Below are 22268 nucleotides of genomic sequence, written 5' to 3'. Positions count from 1 at the left end.
CCGAGTGTGTGGCGACGCGACCCCCGACAACCGTGCGCCACAGCCCACTTCCTTCTTCAAGGAGACGTCCGGGAAATGCACGTGTCAAGTCGCGGACGACCGTGCCCGCACCGGGTCGGAACGCCCTGACGACGAGCCCCGAGTCGTCGCTTTTCGCACGGGTCTCACGCAGACCGATCAACTCGTCACGGAACGTGGAGAACGCCTTGGTGACTGGCATTGCCGCGCCGCTGCCCACGCGACTAAAATTTGATCAACGGCACCGACCGGTTCGAAGTGACCGGACGGTTTGTAGAAGCAGTGGCCCCCCACCGATGGAGGACGGCCATGGCAAAGATCCTTACGGTGCTCTATCCGGACCCCGTGGGCGGATATCCCCCCGATTACGCACGCGACGAGATTCCCGCCATCACCGGCTATCCGGGCGGTCAGACCGCACCGACCCCACAAGCCATCGATTTCACCCCGGGACAGCTCCTCGGCTGCGTCTCGGGCGAACTGGGACTGCGCCGCTTCCTGGAGGACCGGGGCCACACCCTCGTCGTCACGTCCGACAAGGAGGGCGAGGGCTCCACACTGGACCGCGAGCTGCCCGACTCCGACGTGGTGATCTCCCAGCCCTTCTGGCCCGCCTATCTGACCCCCGAGCGCATCGCCGCGGCCCCCCGGCTCAAGCTCGCGATCACCGCCGGGATCGGGTCGGACCACGTCGACCTGCCGAGCGCGATCTCGCACGGCATGACGGTGGCGGAGGTGACCTTCAGCAACAGCATCAGCGTGTCCGAGCACGCCGTCATGCAGATCCTCACCCTGGTGCGGAACTACCTGCCCTCCCATGAGTGGGTGACCGCCAAGAAGGGCTGGAACATCGCGGACAGCGCGGCGCGCGCCTACGACCTGGAAGGGATGCACGTCGGCGTGCTCGGCTCCGGCCGTATCGGCCAGGCGGTGCTGCGCCGCCTCAAGCCGTTCGATGTCACCCTCCACTACTGCGATGTGCACCGGCTGCACAAGGACGTCGAGGAGGAGCTGGGGCTGACCTATCACCCCGACGCCCGTTCGCTGGTCTCCGCGATCGATGTGCTGTCGATCCACACGCCGCTGCACCCGCAGACACAGAACCTCTTCGACGACGAGCTGATCGGCGCCATGAAGCGCGGTTCGTACATCGTCAACACCGCACGCGCGCTCATCGTCAGCCGCGACGCCGTGGTCCGGGCCCTCAACAGCGGCCAACTGGCCGGTTACGCCGGTGACGTCTGGTATCCGCAGCCGCCACCGCCCGACCACCCCTGGCGCACCATGCCGTATGAGGCGATGACGCCACACGTATCCGGTACGACGCTGTCGGCGCAGGCCCGCTACTCCGCCGGCACCCGGGAGATCCTGGAGTGCTGGTTCGACGGCCGCCCCGTCCGCCCGGAGTACCTGATCGTCGACGGTGGCGGGCTCGCCGGGACGGGAGCGGCGTCGTACACGGTCGCCGGATAGCAAACGGCGGCCGGGCCCGACGAGAAAACACCGGAAGATTCTTAGGAGTGAAGATTCCCAGCGGTCTTTGAAAGATCCAGCATTCTTGGACCCACATTCCTGGACCAGCAGACCAGCATTCCCGAAAAAATCTCCAGCAGAAGATCCATCATGAGATCCACCACCCTGCTGTGAGCCGACTCACGCAGAAATTCCTGGACGGATGCGAGGTGCGCCCCTTAGCGTCCGTAAATGGAATGATTTTTCCTTATGCGAAGGCACCGGCGCCGCGCATACCGTTTCGCAAGAAAACCAAGGTGACCGCCGGGAAGGTGGATCAGTGACCAGCACGGACGCCGTGTGGGTACGTGGCGTGAACGGCATTCAGATGCACCACGTGACCGACCTGCAGGATGCCGGCAGATTTCTGGGCAACGCAGCCATGGCGCTGCGCTCCGCACATGTGCGGACCGGCTCCGACCAGTACACCGACATCGCCGCCGAGCTCAGGACCCTGGTGGAGCGGGTACGGGAGCTGGAGGACGAGGCCCGGTCGGGCATGCACGACCTGCACTCCACCGACCCCGAGCGGTTCATCCGCTGCCGCGACGGCCATGAGCCCTGGCCGGGCGAAATCCCGGCAGGCTTCATCCCGCGCCACACCTGCAAGGACGAGTGCCTCTACCACGACCGCGACGTGCTGGCGGCCATCATGCAGTGCACCTGCGGCCGCCCGCCCTGCCAGGCGTGCGAAATCGGCGGAAAGCTCTGACGGTCACGGACCGGAGCGCGTAGTCATAGTGAGGGAGCCCCTGGTACCAGGGGCTCCCTCACTTATTCATCGCCGCGCGCGACATCGCGTGACGGCTCACGGGCATCGTCGGCCTGTCCTCGGCCCTACCGGCCCCACCCGGCCCTGCCCACCCGGGGTGTGGGGGCGCCGCATACTGCAGCTGCCCGCCCTCGCGGTGCGGCGGCAGGACCATATGGCGTGCGACGTCCGCGGCGTACCGGGCGCCGTGGTCGGTACGGATCAGGTGCAGGCACAGGTCGATACCGGCCCCTGCGCCCGCGCTGGTGGCCACATCGCCGTGGTCCACGTACAGCACGTCCGGGTCGATCCGGGCAGCCGGGAGCGCGCGCTGACACTCGGCGGGGCAAGGGTTGCCCGGCAGGCTGTCCCACATGACGACAGAGCAGAACATGATGACGACAGCACAGAACATGCCCGGCGATGTGTGGTCCGCCGTCGCTGACGCCCCCCTTCACGAGCTTTTCCCGGCATCCGTCTGCGCCCGCTGTGGAGCGGGGACAACGGCGCGACGGCCCACGTGCTGGAGATGGACCCGCAGACCTGCTGGCAGGGAATCGACGTGCACGAACCGGGCCCCGAGGAGGTGTTCGTCGTCTCCGGCGTCTTCAATGATGGCGATCGGGACTATCCCGCCGGCTCCTTCATCCACGCTCCCGCGGGCTCCTCACACATCCCGCAGACGGCAACGGGCTGCACACTCTTCGTCTTCTACCCCGAGGGTTAGGGACCGTCTTCCCCTGGACCATCCCCCCTCCCGCGGTACATGATCACCTGGCGGCTCCACTGCCCCAGTGACCGGCAGCGGAGAAGAACCGGGAGCGGAGGACCATGTCGAACGCCGAATATCTGGCCAAGGACCGGGCGCCCGGCGGTGCCCGTTCGCCGTCACGGCTGCGGCAGCTTGCCGCCGCTTCCATCGGCAACGCCGTTGAGTGGTACGACTGGTACGCGTACTCCTTCCTCGCGGTCTACTTCGCCGAACAGGTCTTTCCGAAGGGCACCGGCAACTCCCTGGTACCGCTGCTCTCCACCTTCGCGGTCTTCGCGGTCGGTTTCTTCATGCGGCCGATCGGCGGGCTCCTGATGGGCGCGATCGCCGACCGGCGCGGCCGACGGACCGCGCTGACCCTCACCATCCTGCTGATGGGCGGCGGCAGTCTGCTGGTCGCACTCACCCCCACCTATGGGGCCACCGGAGTACTGGCCCCGCTCGTGCTGGTCATCGCCCGTCTGGTGCAAGGTCTGTCCGTGGGCGGTGAGTTCGCGGCCTCCACCACCTTCCTGGTCGAATCGGCGGGACCCGGCCGGCGCGGGCTGTTCTCCAGCTTCCAGTACGTGTCCACGACCGCAGGACAGCTGCTGGCGTCCGGGACCGCGGCACTGCTCGCGGCCATGCTCACCGAGCAGCAGATGGGCCAGTGGGGCTGGCGGGTGGCGTTCCTCGTCGGCGCGCTGCTGAGCCTGCTCGGGCTGTGGATCCGCCGCGGCGCCCAGGAGACCCTTCCGCAAGCTCTCGACGCTGTTCGAGCAGGGGAGACCCCTCACGACCGGCAGACGGCCGAACGCCCCGGCCTCTTCGAGGCGCTGCGCCGCCACCCCCGCCAGTCGCTGCGCATCTGCGGTATCACCGTGGGCGGCACCATCGCCTACTACACCTGGACCACCTACCTGCCCACCTACGCACAGGTCAACGCGGGCTTCGACAAGGGCGATTCGCTCACCGTCGGCACCCTCTCGCTCGTCTTCTTCGCCCTGCTCCAGCCGCTCGGCGGGATGCTCTCGGACCGCATCGGCCGCAAACCGCTGCTGCTCGGCTTCTCCCTGGGCTTCGCCGTCCTGGCTGTTCCACTGCTGCACCTGGTCACCGACGACTTTGTCTCGCTCCTGCTGGTGCAGTGCGCGGGCATGGTGCTGCTCACCGGCTACACCGCGATCGCTGCGGCCGTGAACGTCGAGCTGTTCCCCGCGCGGGTGCGGGCCGCCGGCATCGGTTTCCCCTACTCGCTCACCGTCGCCCTCTTCGGCGGCACCGCCCCCTACGTCGGCACCTGGTTCAAGCAGGCCGGTCGCGCCGATCTTTTCCCCTGGTATGTGGCCGCGCTGTGCCTGGTGTCGTTCCTCGTCTATCTGACGCTGCCGGAGACGTCCCGGCGGAAGCTGGAGGAGTAGTCCGGCGGACACGAAGGCGCCGCCCGCCCCGGGACAGGGACGGGCGGCGCCTTGAGGGGGTGCGGTCTGTCAGACGAGCCAACCCACGATGTGCAGGATGTTGGCCAGCAGATCGGTGAGGATGTTCATGGGGATTCGTCTCCTTGAAGTTGCGGGACTCAACTCTCCGGCCCAGCAAGGGAATTCGACCGGAGGCGCGTAACGGTCTGCAGCACGTCGTTTGCGCCCCGTCATCATGGCTCGTCGCTATGAGTCAATTGAAGGACTTACCTCATCGATCATGCTTACCGGCGAACACTCGCTCGCACGTTCGTCTGTTCGCATCGCGCGGCCGCCTACGAGGCGATGCTGCCGGTCAAGGACGTTGCTCCGTAGCCGAGTTGAGGGTCTTCCGTCAGCAGTCTGCGGATGTCGACGGCCGCGGCGCGGCCCGCGCGGTTGGCGCCGATGGTGCTCGCTGACGGTCCGTAACCGACGAGATGGACCCGTGGGTCACGGAACGTGCGGGTGCCCTCCATACGGATACCGCCGCCCGGCTCGCGCAGCCGCAGCGGGGCGAGATGGTCGAGGGCGGGCCGAAAACCCGTCGCATAGAGGACCGCATCGGCCTCGACCGTGCGTCCGTCGTCCCAGACCGCACCGGTCGGCGTGAGGCGCTCGAAGAGCGGCAGCCGCTCCAGCACACCGCTCTCCCGGCCCCGCCGGATCGCCTCGGTCATCGGCAGCCCGGTCACGCTCACCACACTCCGCGGCGGCAGCCCCTGCCGCACCCGCTCCGCCACCCTCGCGACCGCGGCCCGCCCCTGCTCCTCACCGAACGGCCCCTCGCGGAACACCGGCGGCCGACGGGTCACCCAGGTCGTACCGGCCGCGACCCGAGCGATCTCCAGCAGCTGCTGCACGGCCGAGGTCCCGCCACCGACCACCACGACCCGCGCCGCACGGAACGCCTCCGGGCCCCGGTACTGCGCACTGTGCAGCTGGCGGCCGCCGAAGATCTCCTGCCCGGGGAAGCGCGGCCAGAACGGGCGGTCCCAGGTGCCGGTCGCATTGATCAGTGCGCGTGCCGCGTAGGTTCCCTGCGAGGTCTCGACCAGCAGCCGGGACTGCCCGAGGGGGCCGGCGGGCGCCGCCCCGGCAGGCTCCGTCCCGGCCGACTCCGTTCCGGCAGGCTCCGTCCAGGGGGAGTCCCCGCCGCCCTCGCGTACCGACAGCACGCTCACCGGCCGGTGCACCCGCAGCCCGAAGGTCCGCTCGTAGCTGTCGAAGTACGCGCCGATCACCTCGGACGACGGGTGCCGCGGGTCGGCGCCGGTCAGTTCCATGCCCGGCAGCGCATGCATCCCGTGCACCTTGTCGTACGTCAGCGTGGGCCACCGGAACTGCCAGGCGCCACCCGGCCGGGGGGAGTGATCGAGCACCACGAAGTCCCGGTCGGGCCGATAGCCGACCCGCCGCAGATGAAAGGCGGCGGCCAGCCCGGCCTGACCGGCACCGATCACCACGACATCGACCGCACGCACCCCGGTGTAGTTCATGCTTCTACTAACGGGGGGGAGGGGGTCGGCTCTTCCCGTGGGGGTGGGCGGGTTTTGGGGCTGGTCGGGGGGCGGGCCTTCCTGGTGGCCGGAGTTCCCGGGTTCCCGGCCACCAGGACCGCCCCCGACATTCATCGACCGCCGACGCTCATCGCCCACCGGCAATCAGCAGCGGCGCCCCACCCGGCGCCGACGCCGGCCGGCCATTGGCGGCCGGTACGCCGGCCAGCGGACCGCGGCCCGCCTCCAGCAGCCCCCGCGCGGCCAGCTCCGGCCGTACGCCCTCCCCGAACCAGTACGCCTCCTCCAGATGCGGGTAGCCGGAGAGCACAAAGTGCTCGATGCCCAGGGAGTGGTACTCCTCGATCCGGTCGGCCACCTCGGCATGGCTGCCGACCAGCGCGGTCCCGGCGCCACCGCGTACCAGACCGACCCCTGCCCACAGATTGGGCGAGATCTCCAGCTTCTCGCGCGAGCCGCCATGCAGCGCCAGCATCCGCTGCTGTCCCACCGACTCGCTCTTGCCCAGTGCCTGTTGCGCCGCCGCCACCGTCCCCGGATCGAGGTCGTCCAGCAGCCGCCCGGCGGTTGCCCAGGCTTCCTTCGACGAATCCCGCGAGATGGTGTGCAACCGGATGCCGAACCGGACCGTACGCCCCTCCCTCTCCGCCAGCCCACGAATCCAGTCGATCTTCTGCTTGACCTCCTCGGGCGGCTCGCCCCAGGTGAGGTATACGTCCACATTCCGGGCGGCGACCGGCCCCGCGGCCGCCGACGAGCCGCCGAAGAAGATCTGCGGCAGCGGGTCCGGCGGCAGCGCGGTCAGACCGCCCTCGATCTGATAGTGCTCGCCCCGGAAATCGAACGGCTCGCCGCCCCACACACCCCGTACGACCTGCAGGAACTCATCCGTACGGGCATATCGCCGGTCATGGTCGAGATGATCGCCGAACCGCCGCTGCTCGGTCGAGTCGCCCCCGGTCACCACATTCAGCAGCAACCGCCCCCGCGAAATCCGCTGATACGTCGCGGCCATCTGCGCCGCCAGCACCGGCGAGATCACCCCGGGCCGGAACGCCACCAGGAACTTCAGCCGCTCGGTGACCTGGGTGAGCGCCACCGTCGTCAGCCAGGCGTCCTCGCACCACGTACCGGTCGGCGTGAGCACCGCCTCGAACCCCAACTGCTCGGCGGCCTTGGCGATTTGGGCCAGATACTCGACATCCGGGGCCCGTACCCCGCTCACCGGCGTGATGCGATCACGCCGGATCCCGCCGTCGGTATAGGCATGCCGGTCGACGAGCGTCCGCCCGTCGCCGCCGGTCGGCAAGAACCAATGCAGGTGTACGGACATCTCACTGAGCCTTTCCATAGGTACGCGGCGCCGTGCCGGAAGGCGGCAGGTCACCGTTGAATCGGGGGTCGACGAACTTGCCGAAGTCGAAGGACCGGGGGATCAGCTTCAGCGCCGCGAACGAGTCGACGATCCGCTGCTCGGAGGCGACGGCGGCCTTGTCCACGGCGACCGCGACCGCCGTCCCCCGGGTGCGTTTGACGGCGTCCAGCGCCACCTTGTCCGGCAGCCCGGTCTCCTTCGCCCACGCCTTGGCCCAGGCGTCGGGGTGCTGGAACACCCAGTCCTGCGCCCGCCGCAGCCGGTCCGTGTAGTCCTTGAGCGCCGCCGCCTTCTTCTTGTCGTCCAGCGCGGCCGGTGCGGCGACCTGGAAGCTGAGTCCGTTGACGACGCCCTGCCCGGTGGTCAGCACCCGCGCCGCCGCCTGATCCAGCGCCTGCGAGGTGTAGGGGTCCCACACCGCCCAGGCATCGACCTTCCCCCGGGTGAACGCGGCGAGCGCATCCGCCGGCTGAAGGTAGTTGAGCGTGACATCCTTCGGCGTCAGCCCGGCCTTCTTCAGCGAGGCGATGAGCTGGTAGTGCGCGGAGCTGCCCTGGGCGACGGCGATCGACTTGCCCTTGAGCTGCGCCGGCCGCCTGAGCGGGGAGTCCTTCTTCACCAGAATCGTCTCGCCGTCCGACCTGCTGTGGGACCCGGCGATCACCTTGATCTTCGACTTCGCCGCGGCCGCGAACACCGGCGGGGTATTGCCGACCGCGCCGACATCCACCGCCCCGGCGTTGACCGCCTCCAGCAGCGGCGGCCCCGAGGTGAACGTCGACCACTTGATCTTGTACGGAAGGTCGTCCAACTCTCCGGCGGCCCGCAGCAAAGCCTCCGAACCACCTTTCTGATCACCGACGTTGAGCGTCAGCGACCCCTTGCCGTCGGTTCCGCTCCCGGTCCCGCCGCCGGCCCCCTCGGCCCGGGAGGCGCCACCGCAGGCGGCCAGTAGCAGGGTGAACGGAAGCAGCAGGGCGGCTGGGGCGATATGGCGTGCTCTCATGGGGTGTCCGTTTCGCTCGGGGTGGTGGGATGAGGGGCGGTTGTGCGCTCTCCGGCCGTGGGGTGGTGGGCCGATCGGCGTTTCATGTGCGCGGGGGAGTGAGGCCGACGAGGGCGTAATCAGGTGCGCGGGGGAGGGGCGGGTGGCGGCTGCGTCATCAGGAAGCAGCAGCAGCGGCGGAGCCCTCGTCCGCGGTCTCCCCGTGGCCGTGGCTGTGGCCGTGGCCGTGGCTGTGGCCGTGGCCGTGATCCGACCCGCCACCCGCCACGTCATCCCTGCTGCCCTCCACACCCAGCCGGTCGAGCAGACGGGCACGCAGGGCACCGAACCGCGGATCGGAGATATCGCGCGGACGCGGCAGCTCCACCGGCGTCTCATACGCGATCCGGCCGCCCTCCATCACCAGCGCCCGGTCGGCGAGCAGCAGAGCCTCCTCCACGTCGTGGGTGACCAGCAGCACCGCACAGCCCCGCTCCCGCCACAGCTCGGCCACCAGGCGCTGGGCCTTGATCCGGGTCAGCGCATCGAGAGCGCCGAACGGCTCGTCGAGCAGCAGCAGATCGGGCTCACGTACCAGCGCGCGGGCGAGCGACGCACGCTGCGCCTCACCGCCGGAAAGCGTCTTGGGCCAGGCGTCGGCCCGATGGCTGAGCCCCACCTCCGCCAATGCCCGTACGGCAGCCTCCCGTTCGGGCCGGCCCGGCAGCCCCAGCAGCACATTGCGCCAGACCCGCTTCCAGGGCATCAGCCGCGGTGCCTGGAACGCCACGGCTTTACGGCGCGGCACCAGCACCTCACCCTCGATCTCCCGGTCGAGCCCGGCCAGCACCCGCAGCAGCGTCGACTTACCGCAGCCACTGCGCCCGAGCAACGCCACGAACTCACCCGGCCGTACGTCCAGTTGAAGGTCATCGATGACGGCATGATCACCGAAGGCGCGCACCAGCCCCGCCACCCGCACGGCGACACCGGGAGGCGCGGTCGGCGCCCCCTCCTCGTACGCGATATCGGTCACTGACCCGTGAACGTCGGTCGCCATTGCAGCAGCAGCCTTTCGAGGGTACGGACGAGGAAGTCGGCGATGAGCCCGAGGATCGCGTAGACCACCAGGCACACCACGATCACGTCGGTGCGAAAGAACTCCCTGGCCTGGTTCATCAGAAAGCCGAGGCCGTCATCGGCGTTGACCTGCTCACCGAAGACCAGCGCGAGCCAGGCGGTGGCCAGCGAATAGCGCAGCCCGGTCATGGCGCCCGGCAGCGCACCCGGCAGCACGACATGCCGGATCAGCCCCCACCGGCTCAGCCCGAGCGAGGTCCCGGCCTCCACCAACTGGGCATCCACGCCACGGATACCGGCATAGACATTCAGATACAGATGGAAGGCCACTCCCAGCGAGATCAACGCGATCTTGGGCGCCTCACCGATACCCAGCCAGATGATGAACAGCGGGATCACACCCACCCACGGGATGGACCGCAGCATCTGCACGGTGGCGTCAACAAGGTCCTCACCGAGCCGCGAAAGCCCCGACGCAAGCGCCAACACCACCCCGACCACTCCACCCAACAACAGCCCCACCGCGACCCGTTGGAGAGAAACCAGCATCGCCGACGGCAACGTCCCGTCCGCGACCAGATCCCCGGTAGTGGCCGCGATGGTGCCGGGCGACGCCAGGATCTCCTCCGCCAGCGCACCGCTCGCACTCAGCACCTGCCACAACACCAGCAGCGCAACGGGCCCCACCGCACGGCGCAACCACCGCGGCACCGCCCACCGCCGCCCCGAGACCGCGACAACCCGCTCCAGCACGGGCCCATCGCTCACCACGGCCGCGTCGTCCGCAGCCTCCTTGCCGAGTGACGGCCGTACCGCATGACCGGAAGAATCGGGCGGGGCATGGCCGCCGCGCACGGCCTGATCAAGAGTCATAAACACTCCGCAGAAAGCTCAACCCAAGAAGGGGAAAAAGGGAGGAAGGGGAAGGGAGAGGGGAAGGGAGAGGGGGAAGGGGAAGAACCGGCGCGATCACACACAGTCCGCGCAATACCGCGGCGCCCAGAAACCAGCCACCAGAACCAGCCACCAGCAATATCACTGGCGAAACACGGGCAACCGGCCCACTCAGCCGACCGAAAAAGCCCTCAGCCGCACACGCGCAACGCCCTCAGCGACAGCAGCGCGTCAACAACACAGAGCGCATCAGCAACGGCCGCCGCGGCGACACGCGGCAGAAGCCACCCGCAGCAGGTCGATATGACCGCGCGTGGTGAGCAGGGCTGATGAAGACATGCCGCTGAACGTAGCGGCGTGCTCAAAGAGGGGTCAAACACCGTCTCGGCTGATGGACCTTTGTTGCCGCAGCATGGATCCGGCATTGCGAACGACACCCCTCGGGGGTACGGACGAGGACGCACCATCCATACGAAAATGAACGCATGAGCACCGCATTCACCACTCGCACCCTGGACATCACCACCGGCACCACGGAAACCGTCGCCGACCTCACCGCCGACTGCGCCGCCTTCCTCCGCGAAACAGCTGAGGGCCGCGACGGCCTGCTGAATATTTTCGTGCCGCACGCAACGGCCGGCATTGCCGTATTGGAAACCGGCGCAGGCAGCGACGAAGACCTCCTGGCCGCCTTGCGCGACCTCCTCCCCGCCGACAACCGCTGGCACCACCGCCACGGCACCCCCGGCCACGGCCGCGACCACGTCCTCCCCGCCCTGGTCCCACCCCACGCCACCCTCCCCGTCGTAGCGGGTCACATGGCTCTGGGCACCTGGCAGTCGGTCTGCCTGGTCGACACGAACACGAGCAACACGGACCGTCGGGTCCGGTTGAGCTTCCTGGGGTGACCTTCCTGCCTCCCGAGGGGCAGGAATTTTCGCTCATTCGCCAGTCGGGAGCATCGAACGCCGTCCTGTGAGTGGCGGGGGTGCGTAGTCCCGCATACATGCGTCCCCGGCGGCGTTGGCCTGTCTGAGTGTTGCAACGACCCCACACTCTGGGGACTGGTCCGCGCCTGGTCCGGATCTTGCCCTCCCGCGCATGCTCGTGCGTCCAGGGCCCGGCATCTCGTTCGGGCGGAAGTTGGCAGCCACCGTCACGAACGAGTCATGAACACGTTCACATATGCCTTACATATGCTTTACTTCTTCACTGTAACGACACATGTTGATATCCAACCCTTTAGCCGGAAGGACACCGTAGTGATAGCTCGTGCCCGAAAAGCGCTGTTAGCCAGCCTTGTTGGCGCAATGTCGCTGTCGGCGGTGATGGCCGGCCTGACGATTGCGCAGGCCGCCCCGCAGGACGATCCGCCGTCCGCGACCGCAACCGAGATGCCCTCCGCGGTCGAGGACTTCAGCTACCCGAACGCCGCGCGGATCCTGCAGGATCAGAAGATCTCCCTGAAGCGGGGCGACGGTCACATCGTGCTGACCGGCTGCGACTCCGCCTACGACATCATGGTCAAATCCCGTACGGGCCAGGTGGATTACTGTTTTGCGGTCCGTGGCACCAAGGGCTATCTGACGATGGAGTTGGCCGACGCCTTCGGGATGTGGACCGTGGGGCACCCGGTGCAGGCCACGATCACCGCAGACGGCAAGGAAACCGTCATCAACGCGCCCAAGAACGACTACAAGCCATTGGGCGAGGCCGGCAACTCCGAGAAGCGCTCAGTCCTTGTGGAGCTCCGCGTCACCAGCTGACGCCGTCGGGCGGCAACTTCTCCGGCACCAAGTGGGCAGGGGCACGCTGTTGAGCGTGCCCGGAACTGTGCCCCCTTCCTCGATCGAACAGAAAGTGTCAGTGATGGGCAGACGTTCGCGCGCCGCGTGGATATCAGGATTATGCGCGGCCTCCTTCATGACGGGCGTGCCGGCGTACGCAGTCGCAGGTGGCACCGCCGCCTCGGGCGAGACCTACGCGTTCGCCGTGAAGCTCGGCATCGGTGACGGCAAGCGCAGTTGCTCGGGTGCGCTGGTGGACAAGCAATGGGTGCTCACCGCCGCCGGCTGCTTCGCCGACGACCCCAAGAGCCCGAAGGTCACCGAGGGTGCGCCCAAGTGGAAGACCTCGGTGACCGTCGGTCGGACCGACCTGAGTGGTTCGGCAGGAACGGTTGCCGACGTCACCCAGGTGGTGCCCTATCCGGGGCGCGATGTGGTGATGGCCCAGCTGGCGAAGCCGGTCAGCGGCATCACGCCCGTGACCCTTGCCTCGGCTTCTCCCGCTCAGGGTGAGGAGTTGAAGGTCATCGGTTTTGGGCGGACCGCGACCGAGTGGGTGCCCGACAAGCTGCACGCGGCCGCCTTCACGGTCGACGCGGTGCAGGACGGGACGCTGGAGATCACCGGTAAGAGCGCGGCCGTGTGCCAGGGCGACACCGGAGGTCCGGCGCTGCGGGAGAGCGGTGGCCGGGTGGAGCTGGTAGCCGTCAACAGTGTGTCCTGGCAGGGTGGGTGCCTGGGCACCGCCCCGACCGAGACTCGCACCGGCGCCGTGGACGCCCGGGTGGATGACCTGGGTGCTTGGGTGCAGCAGGTCCGCTACCGCCCGGTCTTCGCCGCCGCGCCGTGGGAGAAGGCCACCCACATCGCGTCGGGGTACTTCACCGGCGGCTCGGCCGGCGGTACCCGGCACATGGACATGATCGTGCGCTGGAACGACGCGGAAGTCACCCTCTACCAGGGCTCCGACGACAAGGACCCCCGCCACCCCTTCGCCGCCGAGTACCAGCTCGCCGAGCCACCGAAGCCGCCCAAGACGAGCATCTGGCAGCACGCCAAGCAGATCACCGGCGCGAGCTTCGGCGGCGGTACGGACGGGCTGGTGGTGCGCTGGGGCGACGGTGAGCTGACGCAGTACACCCACGTCGACGCCAAGGGCTTCCACGGCGAGAAGCAGCTCGCCAAGGCCAAGAACACCCTCTGGCCGCACGCCACCCAGATCACGGCGGGCCGCTACTCGACCGACCAGCAGCGTGACGACCTGCTGGTGACCTGGGACGACGGCCGCGTCACGCTCCACCCCGACCTCGACACCAACGGCGTGGCGGACAAGGCACAGAAGGTGATCGTCAACAAGAACACCACCTGGCCGCACGCCACCCATATCAGCGCCGGAGAGTTCACCGGCAAGAAGACCATGGACCTGCTGGTGCGGTGGTCGGACGGCGAGGCCACCATCTACCCGGGGGTCGACACCGCGGGGTTCCACGGTGAGAGTCAGCTGTTCAAGCCGAAGACCGACTGGGACGACGCCACCGTCGTCAATGCCGGGGCCTTCGTCGGCAACGAGCGGATCCACGACGTGCTCGTGCGACGGGAGAACGGCGCCCTCAGCATCTACCCGGGCCTGTCCCCCGAGACCAAGCCCCGCGAGGTCAAGATCGTCGGTTGACGCCCACGCCGCGAGACGCGACAGGGCGCCGAGTGCTCCCGTCGCATCACGCGGCGTCGATGTCACCAAGTGACCGGCTTGCTCCGGGCTGACCCGACCTCCACATCCCCCGAACCTCACAATGGAAAGCTCCATGAGACGCATATCGTGGGTGCGCGCCACCGTCCTGGCCCTGTGTGCATCACTGGCAATCGCCACTCCGGCGACTGCCCTCCCTTATGAGGGACCGGGTTCCTCCGGTACTGAGCCCGTTACTACCGACCCCACCACGGTTCCACCAGGAATCGGGCCCGACTCTGTGCACGGTGTGCACGAGGATCAGGCCGAGAAGGCACGGGAGGCGCAGCGGTACTGGACGCCGGAGCGCATCCGTGCCGCCGTTCCGGTGGATGCCTCGCCTTCGGGTGAGGCGGATACACCATCACCGTCAGAGCCCGGGCAGAGGCGGAAGCGTTCGCTGGCGAACGAGCCGTCCCGTCAGGTGCCCGAGGGGATCGCCACGGTCGGCGTGTTCCTGATCCGTGCCACCGATGGCTCGGCCACTCCGGACCAGTTCTGCACCGCCAGTGCGGTGGCCTCGCCGACCAAGAGCCTCGCCATCACGGCCGCGCACTGCCTCAAGGGCGACCGCCGCCACCACGACTTCGCATTCGTGCCGGGCTACCGCGCCGGAGCAACCACGGCCGGGCAGGCAGGAGACGCTCCCTACGGGATCTTCCCGGTCCAGGAAGACAAAATCTGGATCGATACCCGCTACCCAGGCTCGACGCCCGACGATGACGTCAACTTCGCCTTCCTGAACGTCGGCCCGAACGCCCGAGGCCAGCTCCTGGAGGACGCCGTCGGACGCGGCAACGAACTGACCTCCGTGCCCACGGCGAAGCTCGCACGCAAAGCCGTGACCCTCGTCGGCTACCCCGGTGGCCAGAAGACCCCTCTTCAGTGCATCAATGACACCACCGCCTTCCAGGGCCGGTTCATGGAAATCAAGTGCGAGGGTTTCCGCACCGGTGTCAGCGGCGGTCCCTTCCTGGAGAACTTCGACGGCCGGCGTGGCGACCTCGTCGGTGTCATCGGCGGTTACAAGACCGGCGGCCTCTTCGACCACACCAGCTACACGTCTCAATTCGACGAGGACGTCTTCCGGCTCTACCGGCAGGCCGCCACGGGGACGCCGTCGGACCCGGATCCGGGCACCGGCACGTCCATGGGAACCGCCGGAACCTGGACCCATGCAAGGGTCCTGACGACCGGCCGCTTCCACACTTCCTCGGTACGCAACAACGTCAGCGATCTCATCGTGCGCTGGTCCGACGGTGAGCTCTCCCTCTACCCGGGTGACGGCGCATACGGATTCGGCAAGGACGTCCAGCTCGTCAAGGACAAGGCATGGCAGCAGGCCGCGGTCATCACCGCCGGCGACTTCACCGGTGACGCGAGTGATGACCTTCTGGTCCGCTGGACCGACGGCAGGCTGACCCTCTTCAAGGATGTCAACGAAAGCAACAAGCTGACGGACAGGGTGGAGCTGAAGGGGCCCAACGACACCTGGACCCACGCGAGCACGATGGCCGCCGGGCGCTTCGGCGGTGGCAACACGCGCAGCGACGACCTCCTGGTCACCTGGACCGATGGTGAAGTGACCCTGTACACGAACGTGGACGCCAAGGGGCTGCACGCCGAGCGGCAGCTCGTCAAACCGCCCGACACCACCTGGCCGCACGCACGGGACGTCTCGGCGGGTGACTTCCGCCCGGGAACGGGAGACCAGGATCTGTTCGTCCGCTGGAGCGACGGCGAGGTCACGGCATACGAGAACATCGCCGCTGAAGTCTTCGGGCGCGAGCACCGGCTGATGCCCGCCAAGTCCCCTTGGCGCGATGCCTTGCTGGCCACCGTGGGTTCCTTCGGTGGCCCGGCCGGTCAGAACGACCTCGTGGTGCTCTGGCCCGGAGGGAAACTCACCCTCCATCCCGACACCACCAGCACCCTTCTGTCGACGGAGCGTCTTCTGGTGAGGCCGTGACGCGGGTCAAAAGGTGCGCGCGAGCAGAGTCGATTGCGTGACCACCTGCCCACTGCCTTGAGATATGCCCGTGCGTGCCGCCCCGTCTACTGAGCGGTTTGCCGGCAGCCGGGGGATGACCGATCGCTATGAATGACAAGAGAGGACCGAACCGTATGAGACCGGGATCAAGCGCAAAGAGAGCCGCTTGGCTCCTCAAGAGCGGCCTGTTACCCAGCAGCAGTGGACGGCCGCTTCTTGGCTCCTGGGCCACGCTGCTGACCGCGTCATTGGTGGCTGGACTCCTGGGATCGGGGCCTGCCGCCGCTGCGGACACGAACGACGACGACCTGCATTTCATGCGTGAGCGAGTTGTCGACTACTGGACAGATGGCGGTCCTGGGGTCAAGGAAGCTGCTGAGCAGGCACTTCTTGGTAAGGATGAAGATCTTGAGACGTTCCTTGACCAGAGGGACGGTATCGAGTTCGTCGACGACTATGTCGATGCGAGCCGGATCTTCAACGCCGGTGGTCCTGCGGTACGCGAGGCGGCCAAAACGGCCTTGAAGAGCAGCACTTCGGAGCACCCCGAGGCGCTGCGGGCGTTTTTGAAGGATGGCTGGAAGGCTCCGCTGGAGGAGGACCAGCAGGTCGAGGTCTCCCGGGTCATCAACTTCGGGGGCAACGGGGTCAAGGACGCCGGCAAGGCAGCGTTGAAGGGCACCCCGGAAGACCGGGCGAAGTTCCTCGCGGAGGGGCAGTACACGGCGCGCGAGACGGACAACGAGGTCGAGGTCTCGCAGCTCGTCAACTCGGGCGGCCCGGCGGTCAAGGCAGCCGGCAAGGTCGCGCTCAAGGGCACGCCCGACGACATCGCCGAGTTCCTCGAGGTGGGGCAGTTCGTCGCCCGGAATCGCGACCAGGAACATGCCACCATCGCCCAGCTGACCGAGCAGGCCACCCTGGCCGGCAAGCGGGCCAAGGACGCGACCGAGAAGGCGCAGGTAGCCTCCACGCGTGCGATCGAGGCGTCGGATCTCGCCAAGGAAGCCGCGCGGAAGGCGGCACGGGAGACCAACGCCGCCAAGAACGACTCCCAGCGGGCGGCGGTCAAGGCCAAGCAGGCCGCCGATGCGGCGCGTGCTGCTGCTGCCGCGTCGCAGACGGCCATCAGCGCGGCCAACGCCGCCAACCGCTCGGCCCGCATTGCCGCTTTCGCAGCGGCGCAGACCGCCGCGGCGGCCGCCAATGCCGCTGATGCGGCCAACGACGCCTACAACGCCTCGATCGCGGCCGCGTACGACGCGGGCCGGGCGGGCGAAGCCAGGGACATGGCGAAGAAGGCCCGCGCAGCGGCCACCCTCGCTCGGACCTCCGCACAGGCGGCCAAGCAGGCCGGCGCTGCCTCGCTGGCCGCAGGCGCCGCCGCAAAGGCCTCCCGCAGCGCCAACAGCAACGCCAACGCCGCGGCGGACGCTGCCGATGAGGCCAACACCTACGCCGAGGCCGCGGGCGTCCATTCCAGCGAGGCCAGGGCGGCCGCCGCGGAGACCCGCCGTCACGCCAATGAGGCCGACCGCGCAGCCGACGCCGCCGAGGCCCTGGCCGGCAAGGCCGCCAACGCCGCCGACGAAGCACGTGAGGCCGCGGACTCCGCCGCCACGCATGCCGACAACGCCGCCGCGGCCGCGGAAGAGGCCGCCAAGCACGCCGGTGAATCAGCGAAGGCGGCCGAACAGGCGAAGAAACACGCAGATGCGGCGAAGAGGGCCGCAGATGCTGCCGAGTCTGCGGCGGCGACCGCCAAGAAGGTCTTCGGTATCGCCCGTGAGGCCGAGGCGGAGGACCTGACCACCCGCACCGCTGCCGCCATCGAACGCGCCCGGTCCCACGCGGCACAGACCGCCTCGGTCACTGCGACCTCTGCCGCGGGTCTGGTGGAGTCCCGTTCCCTGGACACCACGGCGGCCGAACTGGCTGCCGAGGCCGACAAGCCCGAGGCCGATACCAAGGCCATCGCACAAAAGGGCCGCGTCCTCGCTCTCAAGGCCCTGAAGATCCGTGGTCCCTGGCACCAGGAGGCCGCCGCCAGAGCCCTGTCCGGGCTGGACGACGAGGTCCTGGAGTACCTGCGCACGGGGTGGAAGCAGGCCGCTCAGGACGAGATCCGCGAGCAGGTCTCCCAGCTCAGCACGCAAAGCCCCTACGAGGTCGTGCGCAAGGGTGCTGAGGAGGCGCTCAAGGGCTCCGATCAGCAGGTCAGCGACTTCTACACGACCGGTCAGTACGACGTGGCCGCCACCGACTACGCCGTGCGCGTCTCACAGATCAACAACGCCGGCGGCCCCGGCGTGAAGGAGGCGTCCAAGGCCGCACTGGCCAACGGCAAGGGCAAGGTGCTCGCGGCGTTCGTCAGCAACGGCCAGTATGCGGCGCTGAACTCCGACGAGCAGGTCATCGCCTCCAAGCTCGTCAACGACGGCGGCCCGGAGATGAAGGCCGCGGCCAAAATCGCCCTGGCCGGCCCCGCTGACGAGCTCCACGACTTCGTTCAGGTCGGCCAGTACATGGCCGACCGCAAGGACAAGCTCGCCAGTACCCACATCGCCCAGATGCAGCGGCTGATCGCCGAAGCATCCGCGTGGCGGCCAAGGCCCGGCACAACAGCTGGAAGGCGGCAGAATCCGCCGCCAAGGCCGTCGACGCCAAGGACGACGCCGCCAAGGCCGCAAACGGGGCGAAGAAGTCCGCCAACCTCGCCAAACAGTACGCCGCCGACGCCGACAAGTCCGCCACCAGCGCAGAAGGCAGCGCCGCCGAGGCAGCCAAGTCCGCCAAAACCGCACGCAGCGCCGCCAACGCCGCCGACCACGATGCCGCCGACGCCGAAAGCTCCGCAGCCCAGGCAGAGTTCTCCGCCGACTATGCTCGCACTTCGGCTTATCTGGCCGACTCCGCTTCTGATGACGCCCGGTTTGCAGCACTCGACGCCGGCAAGAGCGCTAAGGAAGCCAACGCCCTCGCCACCCAGGCATGGACGGAGGTGAAGAAGAAGCGCGAGAGCGAGGTAGCCGAAGCACGCCGCAAGGCTGAAGAAGCCCGCAAGCAACAGGAAAAGCAGAAGGCTGCGAAAAAGTTCCACTGCGTCTCTCACACCAGCAACGAAATAGCCGGGCTCCTGCCCTGCGTGATGGCCGGCGGCGACGTCACTCCCGTCATCGACCCCACCCTCACCGCCGTGGTATGGGAAATCACCGGACTCAACGACCTCAGGGAGTGCATCAAGAACCCCGCCTTCGGAGCATGCACCGCCTTCGCCATCTCCGTCCTCCCCGTCGGCAAGGTGAAGCTCCTCAAGAAGCTCGGCGAGGGCATCGAAGACATCGCCGAGAGCACGCGGATCGCGAAAGCAGCGAAGTGCTTCAAGTGCTTCCTCGCCGGCACCAAGGTACTCATGGCGGACCGCTCAAAAGTGAATATCGAGTCCGTGAAGACCGGCGATGCGGTGATTTCTACGGACCCCGTGAGCGGTGAGACCGGTCGACGCACGGTCACCAACGTCATCGTCACAGAGCACGACAAGAAGTTCAACGAACTCTCCATCGCCACCCCTCAGGGCAAGCAGCATCTCTCTGCCACCAACGAGCATCCCTTCTGGTCACCCTCAGCGAAGGCGTGGGTCGAGGCCGGACGGCTCCATCCGGGCATGACGCTCAGGAGCGTAGATGGCAGTACGGTCAAGATTACGGGCAATCGTCCCTTCGCTGAACGGGCGCGGACCTACAACCTCACGGTCAACGGCCTGCACACGTACTATGTGTTGGCGGGTGCCACTCCGGTATTGGTTCATAACTCGGATGGGCTTTGTGGGGTAACTTCCGTTATCCATAATGATCCGTTTCTTGTTGGCGCAGCGGAAGCAGCTGGAAAGAACGAGAGAGTTCAGAAAGAGATGAACGATCTGGTCAAACAGTTCCGTGGCGGCAACACGAACCCCGGGCTCGGGAGTAAGTCCCTTGCTGGTACGGACATTTCGCACCTTCGAGGGCGCAGGGGCGGTCGAGTGTTCTACCGGAATACCAGCGATGGTATGCAGATCGTTGCCAAGGCCGACAAGAACAACGAGCCCAACGTCATCCAACGCCTCCTGGCGACCTACGGAAAGTAGCGATGTACGAGATCAGCGATGGTTTCTTGACGCTTCAGGTTGAACTCGGGGAGGACTTGCCAGAAGCGATCGAGAACGCCGATGGATGGGTCTCGCTCCCCACCGGAGAGCGATGGTCTGCGACCTTTCTTACGTACCGTGAGATGGGTCGGATCATGGAAAGGTGGGCGGGTACCGGCGAATGTCTCGCCGGAACGTACTTCACCTGTCCTGATCTGGTGGTCACGCGCCGTCCTGGCGTGCACGAAATGTTTGCAGCAGTAAGAGACTTGGTCTCCAGCGGGGATCACGAGATGTCGCTGAGGCGACTCGAGTAGCAGATTCCGGAGAGTCGGAAGCTCACCGAATAAGTTCTTCGGTGGGCTTCCGCTCACTCAGAGGAAGGGTTTTCGAGCTTCCGGGGCGTGCCGCAGCGACTGAAGTCGCGCAGGCGGTGTTCGATCTGGTCGGCGGGTTGCGGGAAGAGGGTCCGGATGCGGCGCTGCCGGTGGCGCTCAAAGGTGGTCAGCGCGACGGGCATGGCAAAGTCCCCGAGTTGCCGGGGAATTCCGTTGGACTGCCCGACGTGCCTCGGGCTCGATCGACGCGTGGAACACCTATCTGGAGACCGAGCGCTTGGCCCTGCGCCGCTTCACTGCCGATGATGCGGACCTGCTGATCGAGTTGGGCAGCGACCCGGCGGTGATGCGCTACCTGACCGGCGGCCATCCGACCGCTCCTGGGGTCGTCCGCGAGCGCCGCCTGCCGAGGATCCTTGCCGGCTATGAGAAGTGTTGTCCCTCACGTTCGTCGCCTTCCCTACCGCGCTGTTGCTCATATCGTTCCTGTTCCCAGCCCCCCGACCAGGACGCTTCCTCGAGTGGGCCCGCCTCGCCGCCGGACAGCCCCGAAGGCTCCGGATTCCGGTCCAACTCATCCAGCTCCGGCGGAGGCCAGGCGACTCCTTAGTGGTCGGCTCCGGAAGTCCTTCGGGGGTTGATCATGCTGTCGGTGCGTCGGAGGATTGTTCTGGGTGGTCGGCGGTGTGCCGGTCGAGCCTGGCCAGCAGATCGTCCAGGTCGGAGGTGGTGAACTTCCACTGGAACGGCTGTGCCGTGGCGTTGTAGCGGTTCTCGAAGTCCCGGAGCCTGTCCCTGACTTGGGTCAGGTCGGTGAAGTCATTGGGGGTCACGACTTTGCGCTGGATGTCGGAGAAGTAGACCTCGATCTGGTTTAGCCAGGAGGCGCGGACGGGGATGTGGACCATGACCGTGTTCGGGAACGCGGTCCTCAGCCGGGCGACTGCTTTCTGGCCGCGGTGGGAGGAGCCGTTGTCGACGATCCAGAACACGCGTTTGGCGCTGGCGTAGGGCTCGCGGTTCATGACCTGGGTAACCAGGCTCATGAACGGGGTGATGCCGGTGCGTGGTTCGGTGCGGCCGAACACCCTCGCATGGTGGACGTCGTAGGCTGCGAGGTAGGCCAGTGCGCCGCCACGGCCGTAGGTGTGGTTGACGCGCATCGCGCGGGCCTGTCCCGGCGCGAGGGTGGGGTGGCAGCGGCAGCGGGCCTGGACAGAGGTCTTCTCGTCCGCACTGATGACGTACTCGTCCTCGCCCAGCGGTTCGCCCTGCCAGGTGCGGGCGTAGAGGTCCAGCACCCGGGTGGCCTTGAGACGAAAGTCCGGGTCGGTGATGAAGATCCAGGACTGGTGCTGCCAGGGCTTGAGGGCGTCCCGGGTCAGCCAGCGGCGCACAGTGGAGGCCGACAGGAAGGGTGCGACGCCCCGCGCGACGGCTTCACGGGCCAGTTCCGGGCATGACCAGTGCGAGAGCGGCGTGCCGCTCTCGGCGGGGAGCTGGCAGGCCAGTGCCTTGATCTCGGCGGCCTGCACCGGAGTGAACGAGGCCGGGCGGCCGCAGCGTTCGCGATCCCGGAGTCCGGGCAGTCCCGCCTGGGCAAACCGGCCCCGCCATCGGCGCACAGTGTCGATGTGCAGCCCTGTCTCCCGCGCGATACGCGCGTTGGAGCGACCGCGCGCGGCATGCAGAACCACCTGGGCGCGCACCCGTAGCCGGTGTTCGGTCCTGTGGCCGTAGGCCATCTTCTTCAGCCGCTCACGTTCAGCGGCGCTCGGGGCTATCGGACAGGCCAGGGCAACGGGCATGACGGACCGTTCGTCAAGTGGATCAAGAACTGGCCAGCCTGCCCGATCCGTCGCCCGGCGGGCCCGGCACGTCGAAGCGGGCACCGATCAGGCAGGATGACCGCCATGCTCAAACCGCCGCCCTCCACCCGCAGGTTCAAAGTA

At 67.6% G+C, this 22268-nt stretch carries 18 protein-coding genes and 2 pseudogenes; 11 read left to right on the top strand and 9 right to left on the bottom strand.

All coding sequences use genetic code 11. The features are described from left to right. The first annotated feature begins 327 nt into the window (after positions 1-327). Both STRTU_RS04190 and STRTU_RS04185 read left to right on the top strand, forming a co-directional pair. The gene (locus STRTU_RS04190; RefSeq protein ID WP_159742288.1) at positions 328-1491 is read left to right on the top strand and encodes an NAD-dependent formate dehydrogenase; all 1164 of its coding nucleotides are present in this window, start codon (positions 328-330) and stop codon (positions 1489-1491) included. Between the two features lie 367 nt (positions 1492-1858). Beyond that, positions 1859-2242 carry a hypothetical protein gene (locus STRTU_RS04185; RefSeq protein ID WP_159746678.1) on the top strand — a complete coding sequence of 128 codons (384 nt, stop codon included), beginning with the start codon at positions 1859-1861 and terminating at the stop codon, positions 2240-2242. 154 nt (positions 2243-2396) lie between these two features. Here STRTU_RS04185 and STRTU_RS04180 read toward each other — a convergent pair. Next, positions 2397-2594: pseudogene (locus STRTU_RS04180) on the bottom strand (AraC family transcriptional regulator); the annotation flags it as partial. A 100-nt stretch (positions 2595-2694) separates the two neighbouring features. Here STRTU_RS04180 and STRTU_RS04175 point away from each other — a divergent pair. Together STRTU_RS04175 and STRTU_RS04170 are read left to right on the top strand one after the other, a co-directional pair. Further along, a pseudogene (locus tag STRTU_RS04175) lies at positions 2695-3008 on the top strand (cupin domain-containing protein). Between the two features lie 104 nt (positions 3009-3112). Next, entirely contained in the window at positions 3113-4453 is a 1341-nt protein-coding gene (locus tag STRTU_RS04170; protein WP_159742287.1) for an MFS transporter, read from the top strand. Positions 4454-4788: 335 nt separating this feature from the next. Here the strand turns inward: STRTU_RS04170 and STRTU_RS04165 are convergent, their stop codons facing one another. The 6 genes from STRTU_RS04165 to STRTU_RS36100 all read right to left on the bottom strand — a co-directional run bounded on the left by STRTU_RS04165 (position 4789) and on the right by STRTU_RS36100 (position 10685). After that, positions 4789-5991: an NAD(P)-binding domain-containing protein gene (locus tag STRTU_RS04165; RefSeq protein WP_159742286.1), complete on the bottom strand. Its 1203-nt coding sequence runs from the start codon at positions 5989-5991 to the stop codon at positions 4789-4791. Positions 5992-6139: 148 nt separating this feature from the next. Further along, positions 6140-7345, bottom strand: coding sequence for an LLM class flavin-dependent oxidoreductase (locus STRTU_RS04160; RefSeq protein WP_159742285.1), 1206 nt, complete (start codon positions 7343-7345; stop codon positions 6140-6142). Position 7346: 1 nt separating this feature from the next. Beyond that, positions 7347-8393, bottom strand: coding sequence for an ABC transporter substrate-binding protein (locus STRTU_RS04155; RefSeq protein ID WP_159742284.1), 1047 nt, complete (start codon positions 8391-8393; stop codon positions 7347-7349). 157 nt (positions 8394-8550) lie between these two features. Further along, entirely contained in the window at positions 8551-9432 is an 882-nt protein-coding gene (locus tag STRTU_RS04150; protein ID WP_246240109.1) for an ABC transporter ATP-binding protein, read from the bottom strand. After that, the gene (locus STRTU_RS04145; protein WP_246240108.1) at positions 9405-10325 is read right to left on the bottom strand and encodes an ABC transporter permease; all 921 of its coding nucleotides are present in this window, start codon (positions 10323-10325) and stop codon (positions 9405-9407) included. Before STRTU_RS04145 ends, STRTU_RS04150 begins: the two co-directional genes overlap by 28 nt. A 270-nt stretch (positions 10326-10595) precedes the next feature. Further along, the gene (locus STRTU_RS36100) at positions 10596-10685 is read right to left on the bottom strand and encodes a putative leader peptide (protein ID WP_367790477.1); all 90 of its coding nucleotides are present in this window, start codon (positions 10683-10685) and stop codon (positions 10596-10598) included. A 146-nt stretch (positions 10686-10831) separates the two neighbouring features. On the opposite strand from STRTU_RS36100, the gene STRTU_RS04140 reads away from it, so the two are divergent. From STRTU_RS04140 to STRTU_RS04110, 7 genes are all read left to right on the top strand, one after another. After that, complete coding sequence (locus tag STRTU_RS04140) at positions 10832-11254, top strand: secondary thiamine-phosphate synthase enzyme YjbQ (RefSeq protein WP_159742283.1); 423 nt, start codon at positions 10832-10834, stop codon at positions 11252-11254. A gap of 261 nt (positions 11255-11515) precedes the next feature. Continuing rightward, positions 11516-12112: a hypothetical protein gene (locus tag STRTU_RS04135; RefSeq protein ID WP_246240107.1), complete on the top strand. Its 597-nt coding sequence runs from the start codon at positions 11516-11518 to the stop codon at positions 12110-12112. A gap of 157 nt (positions 12113-12269) precedes the next feature. Then, positions 12270-13805: a S1 family peptidase gene (locus STRTU_RS04130; RefSeq protein ID WP_246240106.1), complete on the top strand. Its 1536-nt coding sequence runs from the start codon at positions 12270-12272 to the stop codon at positions 13803-13805. 133 nt (positions 13806-13938) lie between these two features. Continuing rightward, positions 13939-15831 carry a trypsin-like serine peptidase gene (locus STRTU_RS04125; protein WP_159742281.1) on the top strand — a complete coding sequence of 631 codons (1893 nt, stop codon included), beginning with the start codon at positions 13939-13941 and terminating at the stop codon, positions 15829-15831. A gap of 272 nt (positions 15832-16103) precedes the next feature. Further along, a complete protein-coding gene (locus STRTU_RS04120) occupies positions 16104-18857 on the top strand; it encodes an ALF repeat-containing protein (protein ID WP_159742280.1) in 2754 nt (917 codons plus the stop codon). After that, a complete protein-coding gene (locus STRTU_RS04115; RefSeq protein ID WP_246240105.1) occupies positions 18854-19978 on the top strand; it encodes a polymorphic toxin-type HINT domain-containing protein in 1125 nt (374 codons plus the stop codon). Before STRTU_RS04120 ends, STRTU_RS04115 begins: the two co-directional genes overlap by 4 nt. 2 nt (positions 19979-19980) lie before the next feature. After that, the gene (locus STRTU_RS04110) at positions 19981-20295 is read left to right on the top strand and encodes a hypothetical protein (RefSeq protein WP_159742279.1); all 315 of its coding nucleotides are present in this window, start codon (positions 19981-19983) and stop codon (positions 20293-20295) included. Between the two features lie 53 nt (positions 20296-20348). On the opposite strand, the gene STRTU_RS04105 is transcribed toward STRTU_RS04110, so the two are convergent. Beyond that, positions 20349-20498, bottom strand: a complete 150-nt coding sequence (locus STRTU_RS04105) for a hypothetical protein (protein ID WP_159742278.1) — start codon at positions 20496-20498, stop codon at positions 20349-20351. 459 nt (positions 20499-20957) lie between these two features. Beyond that, positions 20958-22124 (bottom strand): IS630 family transposase, encoded by a 1167-nt coding sequence (locus STRTU_RS04095; protein ID WP_246240104.1) that lies wholly within the window; start codon positions 22122-22124, stop codon positions 20958-20960. Positions 22125-22268: the final 144 nt, after the last annotated feature.

It is taken from the genome of Streptomyces tubercidicus (assembly GCF_027497495.1).
GTDB lineage: Bacteria > Actinomycetota > Actinomycetes > Streptomycetales > Streptomycetaceae > Streptomyces > Streptomyces tubercidicus.
Note: the sequence above shows the minus strand (reverse complement) of the source record. Positions and strands in the feature narration are given on the sequence as shown.

Excerpts from the sequence above, each read along its gene's own strand:
- STRTU_RS04190 (WP_159742288.1), top strand. The coding sequence starts at position 328 with ATGGCAAAGATCCTTACGGTGCTCTATCCGGACCCCGTGGGCGGATAT.
- STRTU_RS04185 (WP_159746678.1), top strand. The coding sequence starts at position 1,859 with ATGCACCACGTGACCGACCTGCAGGATGCCGGCAGATTTCTGGGCAAC.
- STRTU_RS04170 (WP_159742287.1), top strand. The coding sequence starts at position 3,113 with ATGTCGAACGCCGAATATCTGGCCAAGGACCGGGCGCCCGGCGGTGCC.
- STRTU_RS04165 (WP_159742286.1), bottom strand. The coding sequence starts at position 5,991 with ATGAACTACACCGGGGTGCGTGCGGTCGATGTCGTGGTGATCGGTGCC.
- STRTU_RS04160 (WP_159742285.1), bottom strand. The coding sequence starts at position 7,345 with ATGTCCGTACACCTGCATTGGTTCTTGCCGACCGGCGGCGACGGGCGG.
- STRTU_RS04155 (WP_159742284.1), bottom strand. The coding sequence starts at position 8,393 with ATGAGAGCACGCCATATCGCCCCAGCCGCCCTGCTGCTTCCGTTCACC.
- STRTU_RS04150 (WP_246240109.1), bottom strand. The coding sequence starts at position 9,432 with ATGGCGACCGACGTTCACGGGTCAGTGACCGATATCGCGTACGAGGAG.
- STRTU_RS04145 (WP_246240108.1), bottom strand. The coding sequence starts at position 10,325 with ATGACTCTTGATCAGGCCGTGCGCGGCGGCCATGCCCCGCCCGATTCT.
- STRTU_RS36100 (WP_367790477.1), bottom strand. The coding sequence starts at position 10,685 with ATGTCTTCATCAGCCCTGCTCACCACGCGCGGTCATATCGACCTGCTG.
- STRTU_RS04140 (WP_159742283.1), top strand. The coding sequence starts at position 10,832 with ATGAGCACCGCATTCACCACTCGCACCCTGGACATCACCACCGGCACC.
- STRTU_RS04135 (WP_246240107.1), top strand. The coding sequence starts at position 11,516 with ATGAACACGTTCACATATGCCTTACATATGCTTTACTTCTTCACTGTA.
- STRTU_RS04130 (WP_246240106.1), top strand. The coding sequence starts at position 12,270 with ATGACGGGCGTGCCGGCGTACGCAGTCGCAGGTGGCACCGCCGCCTCG.
- STRTU_RS04125 (WP_159742281.1), top strand. The coding sequence starts at position 13,939 with ATGAGACGCATATCGTGGGTGCGCGCCACCGTCCTGGCCCTGTGTGCA.
- STRTU_RS04110 (WP_159742279.1), top strand. The coding sequence starts at position 19,981 with ATGTACGAGATCAGCGATGGTTTCTTGACGCTTCAGGTTGAACTCGGG.
- STRTU_RS04105 (WP_159742278.1), bottom strand. The coding sequence starts at position 20,498 with ATGCCCGTCGCGCTGACCACCTTTGAGCGCCACCGGCAGCGCCGCATC.
- STRTU_RS04095 (WP_246240104.1), bottom strand. The coding sequence starts at position 22,124 with ATGCCCGTTGCCCTGGCCTGTCCGATAGCCCCGAGCGCCGCTGAACGT.